The 14,854-nt window shown below is 60.1% G+C and carries 11 protein-coding genes; 1 reads left to right on the plus strand and 10 read right to left on the minus strand.

The features are described from left to right. Positions 1–21: 21 nt before the first annotated feature. From recQ to ON14_RS06850, 4 genes are all read right to left on the minus strand, one after another. On the minus strand, positions 22–2,097 hold the full coding sequence (gene recQ, locus ON14_RS06835) for a DNA helicase RecQ (RefSeq protein WP_010204061.1): 2,076 nt from the start codon (positions 2,095–2,097) through the stop codon (positions 22–24). 71 nt (positions 2,098–2,168) lie between these two features. Next, a complete protein-coding gene (locus ON14_RS06840; protein WP_010204062.1) occupies positions 2,169–3,137 on the minus strand; it encodes a carbohydrate ABC transporter permease in 969 nt (322 codons plus the stop codon). Further along, positions 3,134–4,267 carry a carbohydrate ABC transporter permease gene (locus ON14_RS06845; RefSeq protein ID WP_010204063.1) on the minus strand — a complete coding sequence of 378 codons (1,134 nt, stop codon included), beginning with the start codon at positions 4,265–4,267 and terminating at the stop codon, positions 3,134–3,136. Before ON14_RS06845 ends, ON14_RS06840 begins: the two co-directional genes overlap by 4 nt. Before the next feature lie 147 nt (positions 4,268–4,414). Further along, positions 4,415–5,743, minus strand: coding sequence for an ABC transporter substrate-binding protein (locus ON14_RS06850; protein ID WP_010204064.1), 1,329 nt, complete (start codon positions 5,741–5,743; stop codon positions 4,415–4,417). Between the two features lie 264 nt (positions 5,744–6,007). Between ON14_RS06850 and ON14_RS06855 the strand changes: the two genes are divergently transcribed. Then, positions 6,008–6,721 (plus strand): DUF981 domain-containing protein, encoded by a 714-nt coding sequence (locus ON14_RS06855; protein WP_039741883.1) that lies wholly within the window; start codon positions 6,008–6,010, stop codon positions 6,719–6,721. Between the two features lie 11 nt (positions 6,722–6,732). Here ON14_RS06855 and cysE read toward each other — a convergent pair whose 3' ends face one another. From cysE to ON14_RS06880, 6 genes are all read right to left on the minus strand, one after another. Beyond that, positions 6,733–7,302, minus strand: coding sequence for a serine O-acetyltransferase (cysE, locus tag ON14_RS06860; protein WP_010204068.1), 570 nt, complete (start codon positions 7,300–7,302; stop codon positions 6,733–6,735). A gap of 90 nt (positions 7,303–7,392) precedes the next feature. After that, the gene (gene cysK / locus ON14_RS06865) at positions 7,393–8,331 is read right to left on the minus strand and encodes a cysteine synthase A (protein ID WP_010204069.1); all 939 of its coding nucleotides are present in this window, start codon (positions 8,329–8,331) and stop codon (positions 7,393–7,395) included. Positions 8,332–8,503: 172 nt separating this feature from the next. Further along, positions 8,504–9,367 (minus strand): oxygenase MpaB family protein, encoded by an 864-nt coding sequence (locus ON14_RS06870; protein ID WP_026037578.1) that lies wholly within the window; start codon positions 9,365–9,367, stop codon positions 8,504–8,506. Positions 9,368–9,601: 234 nt separating this feature from the next. Beyond that, positions 9,602–11,626, minus strand: a complete 2,025-nt coding sequence (locus ON14_RS16135) for a 5'-nucleotidase C-terminal domain-containing protein (RefSeq protein WP_010204071.1) — start codon at positions 11,624–11,626, stop codon at positions 9,602–9,604. Continuing rightward, positions 11,623–13,869, minus strand: a complete 2,247-nt coding sequence (locus ON14_RS16140; RefSeq protein WP_010204072.1) for an ExeM/NucH family extracellular endonuclease — start codon at positions 13,867–13,869, stop codon at positions 11,623–11,625. The genes ON14_RS16135 and ON14_RS16140 overlap by 4 nt, the downstream gene beginning before the upstream one ends. Before the next feature lie 165 nt (positions 13,870–14,034). Then, on the minus strand, positions 14,035–14,853 hold the full coding sequence (locus tag ON14_RS06880) for a PaaX family transcriptional regulator (RefSeq protein ID WP_010204073.1): 819 nt from the start codon (positions 14,851–14,853) through the stop codon (positions 14,035–14,037). Position 14,854: the final 1 nt, after the last annotated feature.

Here is a 14,854-nt window from a genome sequence, read left to right on the forward strand (position 1 = left end):
ACTCGTCGACACCGAAGACTTCTAAAACTCAGGCGGCCCGTCGTACGGAGCGTCGTCATCCGAGTAAAACGGGATGTCGTTGTCGTCGCCAGGAACCGACGCTGCTGCGGCTGCCGAAGGGCGAGCGGCAGGCCGCGAAGCAGCGGGTCGTGACGAAGCAGCTCGCGAAGCGGCGGGCCGCGATTGGCGCGCGGGTGCGACCTTCGCGGACGCAACGGCAGGCGCCGCAGCGAACGCTGGAGTCGCGTCATCCGTCGCCGCAACACTCGGCGCCTCAACGGGCTCCCCCGCAACGACAGTAAGCACAGCGGCACCATACGTCTCGAGCTTTTTCTCGCCAACACCGCTGATCTCTGAGAGCTCAGCCAACGACTCGGGCTTGGTGACGGCAATGCCGCGCAGAGTGGCATCCGCGAACACGACGTAGGCGGGAACGCCGTTCTCGCGCGCAATCTCCGAACGCCACGTGCGCAAGTTCTCGAACAGATCGGTCGCCGAGGCGGGCAGGTCGGTCATGACCTTGCGCTTAGCGGCACCGCCGCTGGCACCCGAACCGCGGGCCTTGCGCGGCGCTTCCTTGCGCAGCTTCACGGTGCGGTCGCCACTCAACACCGACGCGCTTTCGGGTGTGATCGCGAGCGTGCCGTACTCCCCCTGCACCGTGAGTAGCGATTGCGCGAGTAGTTGCCGCACGACCGAGCGCCAGTCTTGCTCCGAGACATCCGAACCAATTCCGAACGTGGCGAGATCGTCGTGACGTTGCTGCGTCACCCGCGGCGTGGTCTTGCCGATGAGGATGTCGACCAGGTGCCCAGCGCCAAACTTCTGGTTGCGCTCGCGCTCCAATCGCACAATGGTGGACATCAGTTTCTGGGCCGCGACCGTGCCATCCCACGACTCGGGAGGAGACAGGCAAGTGTCGCAGTTGCCGCACGCGGTCGATTCTTGGCCGAAGTAACCGAGCAACTGCACGCGACGACACTCCACGGTTTCGCAGAGCGCGAGCATCGCATCGAGGTGAGCGCTCAGGTTGCGACGGTGAGCCAGGTCGCCACCCGACTGATCGATCATGCGGCGCTGCTGCATGACATCCTGCAGGCCGTAGGCCAACCACGCGGTCGCAGGCAGACCGTCACGACCGGCACGACCCGTTTCTTGGTAATAACCCTCGACGCTCTTGGGCAGATCGAGGTGCGCCACGAAGCGCACGTCGGGCTTATCGATGCCCATGCCGAAGGCGATCGTTGCGACCATCACCATGCCCTCTTCGCGCAAGAAGCGGCTCTGGTTGCTGGCCCGCACCCGCGAGTCGAGCCCCGCGTGATACGGCAGCGCGGGAATACCGTTTTCGACCAAGAACTGCGCGGTCTTCTCGACCGAGGCCCGCGAGAGGCAGTACACGATTCCAGCATCGCCCGAGTGCTCGGTGTTCAGCAGCGTAAGCAGTTGCTGCAGCGGCTGCGCCTTCGCTTCAATGCGATATTGGATGTTGGGCCGGTCAAAACTAGAAACATACTGCGTTGCGTCAGTGAGCTTCAGTCGCTGGGCGATCTCTTTGCGAGTGGCTTCGGTCGCGGTGGCCGTGAGCGCAATGCGCGGGACGCTCGGCCACAGGTCATGCAGTACATCGAGCTGCAGATAGTCGGGGCGAAAGTCGTGACCCCACTGCGCTACACAGTGCGCTTCGTCGATCGCGAAGAGCCCGATCTGGCCCTGCTTGAGCAGCGACACGGTGGACGAGACGCGGAGGCGCTCGGGCGCGAGGTAGAGAAGATCCAGCTCACCAGCCCGGTACGCGTTTTCGACGCGAGTGCGCTCATCGGCAGACTGGGTGGAGTTGAGAAACTCGGCACGCGCGCCGACGGCGGCCAGGGCATCCACTTGGTCTTGCATCAAAGCGATTAGCGGAGAAATCACAACGCCGGTGCCCTCGCGAACAAGCGCGGGGATCTGGTAACACAGCGACTTGCCTCCACCGGTGGGCATGAGCACAAGTGCGTCGCCACCGCGAACGATCGTGTCGATAATCTCGCCTTGCTGCCCCCGGAACGAGTCGTAACCGAACGTGGACTCAAGAACAGACTGGGCAGACACCATGCCGAGAAGTCTAGGCGCAGCCACTCTCATTCAGCCGCGAGAGGCTGTCTTCTGTGGACACCCCGAGAGCATTACCCCTTTGTGGAACCCGCGAGCAGACCGCGCACGAAGTAGCGCTGGAGAGCGAAGAACACAAGCAGCGGTACGAGGATCGAAATGAAGGCGCCGGCGGTGAGCAGGTTCCAGTCTTGACCACGGCTACCGGTGATCTCTGCCAACAGTTTTGTCATGGGCGCGACTCGTCCGTCGGCAAACACCAGCGCCACGAGCAGGTCGTTCCACACCCACAAAAATTGGAAGATCGCGAAGGATGCAATCGCCGGCATCGTGAGCGGAAGCACGATGCGAAAGAACACTTGACCGTGACCCGCGCCATCCACCCGTGCTGCTTCGATCAGCTCGGAAGGGATCTCGGAGACGAAGTTGTGCAGCAGGAAAATCGCGAGCGGAAGCGCGAAAATCGTGTGCGCAATCCATACTTGCGAGTAGGAATTTGAGGCATTCAGGCTGGAGAAGAGCTCGATGTCACCAATGGAAAGTCCACGAGAGAACAGGCTCAGCAATGGAACGAGCGCCATCTGCAGCGGAACGATCTGCAGCGCGAACACTCCGATAAAGATCCAGTTGCGCCCCGGGAACTTGATCCACGCGAAAGCGTAAGCGGCAAGGCTCGCGATCACGAGGGGGAAGATCGTGGCTGGCAGCGTGATGGCGATCGAGTTGATGAACGCCCCCGCAAGGTTGAGCGTGCTGTTTCCCGCCGCCAATACCTCGGTGTAGTTATTGAGGGTGAAGCCGGGGTTCTGGAAGATCGTCCACCAGCCGTTGCGCAGGATCTCCTCCGGCGGGCGAAGGGATGACACAAACAGCCCGAAGGTTGGCGTCGTCCACAGCACGGCAATGACGAGCGCCGCGATGGTTGCTCCGCGACTCGTGAGGCGCTTCTTGGTGCGCTTGGCTGCGCCGTTCTTTTCACCGCGAGCCAATTGCTTCTTAGTGTTCTTGTCGATGGGCATTTTGGCGGGCACTGTCGCGGTCATCGGATCTCCCTCTGCTTAGCGATCTGTCTCGCGTTGTACACAACAATGGGCAGCACCATCACGAACAGCACTACCGCGAATGCGGCAGACCTACCGACCTCGAAGCCTTGCCATTGTGAGTACATTTCGTTGGCGATCACGCTCGTCTCGTTTGCGCCGGCGGTCATCGTGCGAACGATGTCGAACACCTTGAGCGAAGCGATGGAGATCGTCGTCAACACAACAACGAGTGAGCTGCGGATGCCCGGCACGGTGACATTGGTAAAGCGCTGCCAGGCGTTGGTTCCGTCGAGTTCCGCAGCCTCGAGCTGTTCGGCCGGGACGCCCTTGATCGCTGCCGACAGAATCACCATGGCAAAACCGGTTTGAATCCAGATGAGCACAACGATCAGAAAGAAGGTGTTCCATGGCGAGTTCGAGATCCAGTCGACCGGTTGGCCGCCCATCCACACCACGACCTGATTGAGCAACCCGATTTGTTCTTGGTCGGCTGGGCGCACGGCGTAAACGAACCGCCAGATGATGCTCGCGCCGACGAAGGAGATGGCCATCGGCATGAAGACGAGCACTTTGAAGACTTTCTCGCCGCGCGACTTATCGATGAAGACGGCATAGGCGAGACCGAAAATGGTAGAGACCGTGGGAACAATCAAGACCCAGACCACCGTGTTGAGAACGGTGCGGATGCCCGTGTCTTGAGTGAAGATCCAGATGAAGTTTTCGAGACCAACGAATCGTGTGCCGCGGCTATTCATGAACGCTTGGATGGTGGTCTGGATGGTCGGGTAGATGAGGCCAACGGCGAGGAGGAAAATCGCGGGACTCATAAACCCGATGAGCTGGAAGAGATAGCCAGCGCCCTGCTTCGATCGGTAGTCGAGGAGGAAGAAGAGCCCACCGAAAACGGCCGCCGCCCCTGCTGCCCAGTACACCGAACCAAGCGCTAAGAAAATGAGACCCGGAATAAGCACGCACGCGGCGGCGCGGATGATCGTGTACTTGCGGCCGCTGCGGGGAGCGATCTCGATGAAGAAGATCAGCAGGGCAATCACGGCAAAGAATGCCAGAAGCACGAGCGGGATTTGCGCAAGCGCGGGAAGCGTGGAAATCCACGCGAGAAAAGCTGACATTAGCGACCTTTCGAGTGCATCACTGGACTCTTCACTTCACTGGCATTTCTGCTGATTCGACTCTACCGAGGAGTCGGCACGAGCGGGAGAAAAGAAAGCATGGGCTGGAGGCAAAAGCGTCCAGCCCACGCTCACCGTTGAACAGTGTTACTCAGACGGCCAAGAGGCGTCGATGGTTGAGAGCACGTCTTCTGTTGACTTGCCGTTGATCCAGTCGACCATGCCGGTCCAGAACGATCCAGCACCAACAACACCCGGCATGAGGTCGGAGGCGTCAAAGCGGAACGTCGTGTCTGGGTCCTGCAGAATCGTGATGGCTTCCTGCAGGATGGGGCTGCTCGCGTTTGCGGGGTCAAGACCGCTGTTGGCGCTCAGCACGCCGCCCAACTTCACTCGGGTATTTGCCCATTCGGCGCTCGACAGATACTCCTGCACGGCGATGGTGTCTTCGTCGTTCGAGAAGGCACCAACGATTTCGCCGCCACCGGTGACAGCGTTTCCGCCGGCTTCGGTGGATGGAGTTACGAAGGCCCAAATGTCAGCGTCTGGGCCGACCGTGGCGTTACCGTTCTTGGGGTCTTGGATGAACCCGTCGAAGAATGATGCCTGGTGGTGGAGCGCACAACTTCCGTCACCGAGGGCGCGAGCCGCATCGCCAAAGGGGGTGCTGTTGATTGACTTCACGTCACCGAACCCGGCGTTGACAAACTCCGGGTTGAGGAGGATGTCACCGACTGAATCGAAGGCCGCGACGATCGCGGGGTCGCTGAACGGAATCTCGTGGGACACCCACTGGTCGTAAACTTCTGGTCCGGCTTCGCGAAGCACGAGGTCTTCGACCCAGTCCGTTCCGGGCCAACCTGTTGCTGCATCCGAACCGAATCCGGCACACCACGGCGCGGTTCCGGTGGTGTCGGCGATTGTCTGCGTGAGCGTGAGCATTTCGTCCCAGGTCTCAGGCACTTCAACACCCCACTCAGTAAATTGTGCGGGTGAATACCAAACGAAACCCTTCAGGCTGGCCATAAGAGGTGCGCCGTAGAGAACGCCGTCGGTGGTGCCGTAGCCGGCCCAGTCTTCTGACCAGAACTCGTCTACGTTTGCTTGCACACCCTCGGGAGCTGCCTGAATGTAGTCGCGGGATGCGAGGTCTGCGATCAGGCCAGGCTGCGGGAAGATTGCGATATCAGGAGCGTTGCCGCCCTGCGCCCGGATGCTGATTTGAGCTTCGAACTCCTTGCTCGATTCGTACTGGATATCGATGCCATTGGCCTCTTCCCAGTCGGCCCAGGACTCTTCGAGCAGTTCAGCTTCGGTGTCGGCGATGGTGCCGTAGATCGTTACTACACCATCAGCGTCGCCAGCGTCACCGGGGCCTTCGGCACCGGATCCTGACGCGCAACCGCTCAGAACCATGGTTGCGACGCCAAGGGTAGCGATGGGCAGAAGCGCCCGTCGAAAGTGGTGGGAAATCATACAAATCCTCCTCGTCGAGGTTTTGCCCGCAGGCCGAGCAGCATGCGGGGGAACAACTGCAGCTCATGAACCCGCTCCCTGATTGCAGTTCAGGAGAGCGTGTTCATAACTCACGCTAGGCCACCGTGAGATATTTGTGCAAGCGCTTGCGCTACAGATCTGTCTACCGAAACCCGAATGAGACCAAGCGCGCATGATCTTGTTGCACCTGCGAACGTTTTAGGCAAATTTGATTGATCCACTTTCGACGTGTTCACTGGGATTATGGAACAAGGATTAATCATCGACTGGACTCAAATGCCCACCTACAACACGATCATGGCGGTGGCCGCGGGAGCCGGCCTTCTCAGCCTGGTCTTGTTCGCCCGACGCCTTATGGCAGGCGGTGAGGTGGAGTTCCGCGGGTATGCGGTCAACTTCGGAGTGCTCGGTGTGATCCTCACAGCCACCGGCGCACACATGACCCTGACGTGGCCCTTCGCTGCCTACTTTCCGTTCGACAACATCATCTTCGGAGAGCCGAGCCTCGCATTCGGGGTTCTCTTGCTCGCCGCCTGTTTCGTGTTGTGGAACCGCGCTCCCGCACTCGAAGAGTCAAAGGATGCTGCTCGCGCCGTAGCCCGCACCGCTGAGCCACTCGGCGTGCTCATCTTTGGTCTCGGCCTCGCCCTCGTAGCAATTGCCTTCGCTGGCGTAATCTTCCAGCTCTTCGTTGCGCCACCAGAGGAGCCCATTTCGGGCTACTTCTCGAAGTGGCCCTTTGTTGAGATCATCTTCATGTCTGGGCTTTTTGCCCTGGTCGGGCTTGGCGCACTGCTCTTCCCGTTCGCCACTCGCAACTTTGCCGTTCGCAGCACCCCCACGAAGGTTCAGTGGGTCACCGGCGTCGCGCTCGCTCTTGGTGGAATCGCGTTCTTGCTCTTCGGCGCCCTCAACTTCTTCACCCACATCGGCCTCATCGTCAACACGATGGGCTAACACTCCACTGGTTAGATGTAGATGGCAGGGTCCGTGTAGTTGAAGTTCTCTTTCGAGACTTTACTTCCACGCTTGGGTCGCGCCACGGCGGGTGCTCCGACGAGCAAAGAATCGGCCGGTGCATCCGCCACCACCACGGCGCCAGCGCCGACAACAGAGCCTGATCCAACGGTGATGTTGCCAAGGATTGCCGCCCCAGCGCCCACGACAATGTCGTTGCCGAGAGTGGGGTGGCGCTTGCCACCCTGAGCGCTCGTGCCACCGAGAGTGACTCCGTGGTAAATCAACACGTCATCGCCAACAATGGCCGTTTCGCCGATGACGACGCCTGAGCCGTGGTCGATAATCACGCGATGGCCGAGCTGGGCGGCGGGATGAATCTCGACGCCGGTCAGAAAGCGAACAAACTGAGAAACCACGCGAGCGAGGAAGAACGCTCGCACGCCCCACAACCAGTGAGTGAAGCGGTAGCCCCAGACGGCGTGCATTCCCGAATACGTCAGCCAAATCTCGAATGCTCCTCGTGCTGCGGGGTCGCGCTGACGTACAGCGGCGATATCTTCACGGGTTCGAGGAAACAATAGGGCTATCCGTCAGTTCAGGGGTGGCAGTTTTCGAAGAATTGTGACGTGCTGCGCGCGATGGGGGCAACACGTCACAAGCGAGGCGTCTTAGTCGACGAGGTCTTCGTAAAGAAGAGTCGACAGGTAACGCTCGCCGAAGCTTGCGATGATAACAACGATGGTCTTGCCAGCGTTCTCGGGACGCTTAGCCAACTCGAGGGCGGCGTGCACGGTTGCTCCCGAGGAGATCCCCGCAAGGATGCCCTCTTCTGCAGCGAGGCGGCGAGCCATCGTGACGGACTGCGTGATGTTGACGTCGAGAACCTCGTCGTACACATCGCGGTCAAGAATCTCGGGCACGAAGTTGGCGCCGATTCCCTGAATCTTGTGGGGGCCGGGAGCTCCGCCGTTGAGGATGGCGGACTCTTCGGGCTCAACCGCAACAACCTTGATCTCAGGGTTTTGCTCCTTGAGGAAAGAACCAGCACCGGTGATCGTTCCGCCGGTTCCGATTCCGGCAACGAAGATGTCGACGGCACCGTCGGTGTCGGCCCAGATCTCGGGGCCCGTAGTTGCACGGTGGATGGCGGGGTTTGCTGCGTTGGCGAACTGCCGAGCCGCAACAGCACCCTCAGTGTTTGCGACGATTTCGTCGGCCTTCTCGACGGCGCCGCGCATGCCTTCCCCGGCAGGAGTCAAGACGAGCTCTGCGCCGAACGCGCGAAGCAACATGCGGCGTTCCTTGCTCATGCTCTCGGGCATGGTGAGCACAACGCGGTAGCCGCGGGCTGCACCGACCATGGCGAGGGCGATGCCAGTGTTTCCACTGGTGCCTTCAACGATGGTTCCGCCGGGCTTCAACACGCCAGCTTTCTCGGCAGCATCGATAATCGCGACACCGATACGGTCCTTCACACTGGCGGAGGGGTTCTGGAATTCGAGCTTCGCGAGCACCGTAGCGCCAGCACCGTCTGTGACGGAGTTGAGCTGAACCAGCGGAGTGTTACCGACGAGTTCGGTGATGTTCTTATAGATACGACTAGCCATGGTTCAGGGGTTCCTTCGCAGGTTGGAGATCGATGGGAGCTTGCTCACCATAGTTAGTAGCACTCAGCACACCAAATTTATTTCATCAAGCTGGGTAATAAACGAAAAAGGGGCGAGGGGCCATGCGGCCCCCGCCCCTCTCGGTGCAATTCTTGGTGCCCCCTAGAGAAAACTAGGAGCGCGTGCGCACCCTTCGGTACGGGTGGGTATCGACCTTGGTAGTGAAGCCGGTGATCACATCTTCGTACGACGAGTTTTTGCGTGCCGCCGCGATCATTGTGCGTCCGGTCCGCGCCGCTCCGCGGAGATTCATGGGGCGACCAGCGATGCCGAGCAGCAGCAGCCCCCAGTCAGGCAGGAGCGAGAGAATCGCGTCTTGAACGACGATTCCTGTCCAGACTTTAAGCGGGTTGCCGCGTAGGTTGGGCTTGCGCATGCTCTGAGTAAGTTCCGCAGCGGGCAGCGTGAGCGCCATCCAGCTCTTTTGTTCGTCGATGTACGAGTCAAGCTCAGCCCGCGTTGAAGCAATCTTTTCTGGGTCAATTCCGACGAGGCGTGCTGCCGCATGCTGTTCAAGTACGAAGGTGTCCTGCTCAGCTTTAGTGAGCTCTGGACCGAATGCGTCGGCACCACGGAGCACACCCCACACGATCGTATTGTGCGTCCAAATGAGCCACGATTCGTTCTCCGCCGAAATCGTTTCGCCGGTAGCCGGATCGGTCCATTTGGCATGAGCGTGCATCTGGCGCACCGAAGCTCCTGCGGCATCCGCGTGGGCACGGTCTCCAAAGATGGTGGTGTCGATGTATCGACCGGTGCGCTCGGCACGCCCAACCGGGTCCGCTGCGTTGCCACTCACCGCATCGAACAGCCGCATCATGTTCGGGTTCAACGACTGCAGCAGAATTGCGGCAACACCGCCAAGCTTCGAGGAAGGATCAGCGAACAGCTTCCAACTGATGCTCTCTGGCCCAAAGTAACCGTCATCAGCCCGAGGCGTGTCTTTGGGGCTGGGCTTGGCGTCTGCGTTCGTCATTGAAAATTTGCCCTTTGGGTCATTGGTTAGTGGCGTTCGGGTCATCGTTTACCGGATCCTGAGCCCACCTTATGTTCTCCGCATCGCAGCGAGGGGCAACGCGCAGCAGTCGCTCCGAACACTTTAGGCAGACTGGACCGAACACTTCCGCCAGTTTCCCGCGGGCACACGTTGGGGCGGCGTGCGAACACGCCGCCCCAACCCGAGAAGTTTCTGAACTGCCCGGCGGTGTCTTTAGAAGACGAACACCAATCTCGGCCAGCTTGAGCTCGACTCGACTTGGTCGTTACCCGAATACTGCACCGTGATGAAGTGGATGCCGCGGCTCAGTTTCGGCAGCTGCACCGATGCCTTGCCCTTGTTATCCACTGCGGATGTCGCCACAGCGGTGCGACCGTCGAACACAGTCACGTCACCCGCCGTAGTGCCATCCTTGCCAACGGTGACTTTCGAGTCGACCGTGATCGATCGGTTGCCCCACACGAACCAGGAGGAGAGGCTCGAGCGAACACTCGAGGAGATCTTCTCTACGGTTTGTGCGTCAGACTCAGCCACGCCATCGGAGTAGCCATCCTTGCTGGCCGTGACTTGCACGCTCAGCTCGGTGCCGATGTCCTCGGTCGTGATGCGGTAGCGGCTGTCAGTCGCATCAGCGATCGGCTCACCATCGCGCAGCCACTGGTAGCTGTAGTCAGGTGACTTCACGCTCCAGTTGCCATGCGTTGCCTTGACCGTCTTGCCAACCTGCACGTTGCCTCGGATGCCCGGAGCCTTCGTGTTCTCGATGGCCTCAGCCGTGGTGACGACCTCAATCGGTACGACAATCGCGGTGTCCGTTCCCGGAACCGTGACGGTCAACGCGAGCGTGCCCGCAGCCGTACCGGCCGGAATCGTGACGGTCACTGATGCGCGACCCTGCTCATCCGTGGTGTCGACAATGGTGCGGTCGATCGTTGCTGAACCGAGCACCGTTCCGTCAGCCGAAACCTCGACCGTGGTGGCGTCTGAGCCGCCACGGCTGAAGGTAAGCGACGACAGGTCGAGCGTGACGTCATCTCCGGGGTTGTAGCCGTCTGCATCCGGAGCCGAAACAACAGCACCAATGGCGCGCTGCTCGAGCGGCGGGTCAGCGACCGTGTTCGCTTCGAACCACTCGACCATTGACTGCAGGTCGACGCGGCCGCTGTCGGCGCGGTTGGTTCCCTCAGCAAGAGTGGCGAAGTTGTCGCCACCGGCTGCGAGGAAGGAGTTAGCGACCACCTTGTAGGTGGCTGCGACATCCACGGCAACACCGTTGAGGTACATCGCGGTCACTCGCTCGCCCTGGGCTGCGGTGGGGTCGTAGGAGTACGTCAACCCTTCCGAAATGCCGAGCTTGAGGAACGGACGCTGTGCACCAGCCGGCTGCCACTGCTCTTCGAGCACCGACTTGATTTGCGCACCCGTCAACGACATCGTCGTGAGCGTGTTGCCGAAGGGCTGCACGTTCGCAGCCTCGCGGTACGTGACGTTTCCGTCAGGGTCGCTCGCACTCGACGACTCGTAGACGAGGTCCGTGCGCAAACCGCCGGGGTTCATGAAGGCGATCTCTGCACCCGAATCTGATGCTGCCCAGAGCTGAACATCAGCAACAAAGTTGCCGAGGGTCGACTCTCCACCGCGGTTCTCAGGGAATGGAGTTCCGTCGACCGGAGTCTGCACTGCACGGAACATGCTGTCGGAGATCTCTCCGACCTTGGCGTTACCAAGCTCGGCTGCCGCCGCAGTAGCGGCATCAACGATGGCCTGCACCGCGAGATCTGGCTCGAAGCCGACAATCGGTAGAACCTCGGCGCTGAAGGAGATAATCTCCTGCGTTGCCGGGTCGACCGTGAGGTCGAAGTGACCGTAGTTGGCGCCGTATTGTCCAGCTGAAACGACCAAACGAGGGCGGTCCATACCGGGCACCGTGACTTCGTGGTCGTAGGCGAGGTGAGTGTGACCCGAGACAATCGCTTCAACCTTCGGGCTCAGGCCCGTGACGATCTGGCCAAAGGCCGAGTCGTCGGTCGATGCCGAAATATCGACGGATGCCGCACCTTCGTGAACGAGCAGAACGAGAACATCTGCTTCGCCGTTGGCGTCATTACCGTCGGTGAGGTAGTCCGCAACGCGGTCAACCTCGGTCACGATGCTGCGAATTTCCAGCGAGGCGATGCCAGCGGGGCTGACCAACTCGTTGAGGTCTTCGGTAACAGCACCGATGAAGCCGACGGTCACGCCATCGAACTCCTGCAGGAAGTACTCGTCGTAGGCTGGAGCGTTGGTGTCCCGGTCGTAGAGGTTCGCTGCAAGGTACGGCCAGTCGGCGGCATCCAGGATGCGGTCGTCAACATCGGCACGACCCTGATCGAATTCGTGGTTACCGATGAGCTCGTGTCGAGCCCGATTTCGTTGAGCACGTCGATCGTGGGCTGGTCGTTCTGGATGAACGAGGTGAAGGTAGTTGCACCAACAAAGTCGCCAGCACCAACAAACGTGGTGTTGGGGTTCAGTGCTTCCCAGTAGTTCACCATTCCGCCGAGCTGAGCTGCGCCGGGAACTCCGCCGCCTGCTTCGATTCGACCGTGGAAGTCGTTCGTCGTGAGAATTTCGATCTCAACCGGCACCGCTTCGGTGCTGAGGCCAATGCTGATCGGGTCGTGGTCGCTCGAACGGAACACGGTGCCCGCTTCGGTTGCCCCGAAGGCATAGCCACGATCGCCCCACTCAGGCGAATTGATGTTCCAGACAGCGGCATTAGTGACGTTGTCGGCAAGCGACGGCGAAACAATGATGTGGTCGAGCGAGCCCAATTCACCATCAAACGTGTAGGTGTACTGGTCACCGGTCAGCGCTGCGAGGGTGTCAACGTAGCCCGCCGAAGTGAAGACCTGAACCGGATCTTCTTCAGAGTAGGCATTAAAGTCACCGACGAGCACAACCTGGTCACTCTTGGCGGGATCGGCTGAGATCGAGTCAACGAGAGCCTTGACGGCGTTGGCCTGCTCAACACGCTCGGTGTTGAAAAAACCTTGACCATCAGTTGGTTCGGTGCCGGATCCGCCCTTCGACTTGAAGTGGTTAGCGACCACCGTAATCAGTTCGCCGTTCGACTCAAAAGTTTGAGCGATCGGCTCGCGCGCGATGTCCCACACCGTCTCATCAACCTGCGTGAAGCTATCGCCTACCGGAGTAGCTGCAGCCGGCTTGAAGATGATCGCGTTTGTGATGAAGTCGGTGATGACTGCATCGTTCAGGTCTGCTGGCGTGCGAACGTAGTCCCACGTTCCCGCACCGGCAGCCGCGTTGAGCGCACCGACGAGATCCATGAGCGCTTCGTCGAGTTCTCCGCGCAGTTTGACCGAGTTCTCGATCTCCATGAGACCAACAACATCCGCGTCGAGCGAGTTGATTGCTGCGACGATTTTCGACTGCTGGATAGCGAATTCTTCAGAGGTGTCAGCACCGCGAGCATCCGGATCTTCACTCGTCAGTGTTGTGAAGTAGTTGTAGACGTTGAAGGCCGAAACCTTGAAGTCTCCACCGACGACAGGAGCCGACTCTTCGCGCGGGTTCGTCGGCGCGAACGTTGGACGATACTCTGCCGGGCTCGAGTCGTTTATCGCGATCGTCGGTTGCAAACGCCAGTCATCAAAGCCGTAGCTCAGAATGTAAGGGTTCGCCGGGAAATCAACGGTGTCGCCGTTGCGAACAACAGTGTCAGCCGAGAAATACGGCTGCTCACCCGGGTGCGACCCGTTGGAAATTTGGATGCTATAGCCATCATCGAGGAAGATGCGGCTGGCACGGTTGGCGGCGGCGATCGCATTAGCGGCGTCTCCGGCATCCGTGGTTTCGGTGCTCTTGACTGCTAGCTCACTCGGGCTGAGCCAGAGGGTGCCGAAGTTGTAGAGCTGGTGGCTCGAGCTGACGAGGTAGTCACCGGTGGGGGCGACGAGCATCGACTCGAGGGATTCGCGGTCGTTGCCGACAACGCTCGCATCGAGAGCGGATGCCTGAACCAGATCAGCCGGGTCGAGGTTCGCCGCTGCGGTGACAAGTTCAACCGTGGCTGGCGTTGCGCCTGCACCGAGCTGGGTTTGGCCGAAGCGCTCATCGACAGGACCTGTTGCCGTGACTTTGTCACCGAGAGCAACGGGTGGGTTCTCGTTGTTGAGGTAGAGGAAGATTCCATCGGAAGCGCCGGGGGTAGCGTCGTTAGCCCCACCCGATCCGGGAGTCTGGATGACAATGCCGCGGTAGCCAGAGGCCCCACGGTAGTCAGCGGTAACGACACCTTCTACGGTTACAGTCGAGCCCGCCATTGGGCTCGATGCTGTTGTGCCTTGAACTTCGGCGATGGTCGCCGTTACATCGGCTGCGAATGCGGCCGGAGCGGTAAGCGTAGCCAGCGCGATGGCACAGGAGGTGGCAATAGCCCCTACTGAGAATCGCGTCGACCTGCTGCGGTGATTATGCATAGCGGGCAGTCCCCTCGAGAATTGTGAAATCTGCGGTCTACCCCCTTAACAGGGGTATCTGAGACGATAGCCCTGCTCACAGCCCATTCCAAGGGTTTAAATCAATTGCTCATCTGCGCGTAACCCATTGTTATTGTGCGCATTTTCCGGCTGGTGCGTGCTGGCTCAGTGAGCGGCCGACCGCGCAAAAGCATGCGCGCGGGCCGCCAAAGAACGCGACAGGCGGCCAAAAAGTTCCAGACTGGCCTGTCCCGGCCAGTCAGCCGGCAACGCCGAATTCGGCAAACCCGGATCGAGGTACGGAATAACCCGCCACTGATCCAGAGCAAGAATGTACCGGGCAAACGCCTCAGAGTCGGTCGCAGCCGGGCCAACCTGGGCAGAGTGCTGATCAAGAAAACGATCATGCAGATTACGCAGACGATCCAGATCCCACCACTGGGACACGGCATCCACCAAGGGACGATTCGCCTCAGGGCGACCCGCGATAAAGAGAGTGGCGCAGTCCCGCAAATCAAGATCATCGAGAATGACGAGCACCTCATCCTTGAGCACTGCAGGACAAATCCAGAGCCCGGTCGCGACCGTGCCGCACCCGATCCAGCCCAGCCGACGACGCAACTGGTGGCGGGCATCCCGGCGCGACTCCGGGATGGAAAACGAAATCAGACACCACTGGTCATCTTCACGCTGCTGCCGAAAGTTGAAAATACGGCGGTCACCACTCTCAAGCATCGGCACCGCTTCTTCATTGACGCGATAGCCGTGATGCCCATCGACCGCCTCAGGGATCAGCAGACCCTTTGACTTGACCCGAGCTATCGCGCTGCGAGCGCCATTAGCAGGAACTCCCAGCGCCTCCATGATGCGCACGAGATGCGCCGACGAGATCCAACCCCCCAACTGACGCAGCTGCGAACCGACAAAGGTGCGCAGCAGTGACGTGGCACTGCCGGGGCGAGAGTCGAAGTCATCCAGAATCACA

It is taken from the genome of Salinibacterium sp. PAMC 21357, assembly GCF_000247645.1.
Lineage (GTDB): Bacteria > Actinomycetota > Actinomycetes > Actinomycetales > Microbacteriaceae > Rhodoglobus.

What these genes read in the sequence shown, in the direction of transcription:
- ON14_RS06840 (WP_010204062.1), bottom strand. Translation starts at nt 3,137, where the DNA reads ATGACCGCGACAGTGCCCGCCAAAATGCCCATCGACAAGAACACTAAG.
- ON14_RS06855 (WP_039741883.1), top strand. Translation starts at nt 6,008, where the DNA reads ATGGAACAAGGATTAATCATCGACTGGACTCAAATGCCCACCTACAAC.
- cysK (WP_010204069.1), bottom strand. Translation starts at nt 8,331, where the DNA reads ATGGCTAGTCGTATCTATAAGAACATCACCGAACTCGTCGGTAACACT.
- ON14_RS06850 (WP_010204064.1), bottom strand. Translation starts at nt 5,743, where the DNA reads ATGATTTCCCACCACTTTCGACGGGCGCTTCTGCCCATCGCTACCCTT.
- ON14_RS06870 (WP_026037578.1), bottom strand. Translation starts at nt 9,367, where the DNA reads ATGACGAACGCAGACGCCAAGCCCAGCCCCAAAGACACGCCTCGGGCT.
- ON14_RS16140 (WP_010204072.1), bottom strand. Translation starts at nt 13,869, where the DNA reads ATGCATAATCACCGCAGCAGGTCGACGCGATTCTCAGTAGGGGCTATT.
- recQ (WP_010204061.1), bottom strand. Translation starts at nt 2,097, where the DNA reads ATGGTGTCTGCCCAGTCTGTTCTTGAGTCCACGTTCGGTTACGACTCG.
- ON14_RS06845 (WP_010204063.1), bottom strand. Translation starts at nt 4,267, where the DNA reads ATGTCAGCTTTTCTCGCGTGGATTTCCACGCTTCCCGCGCTTGCGCAA.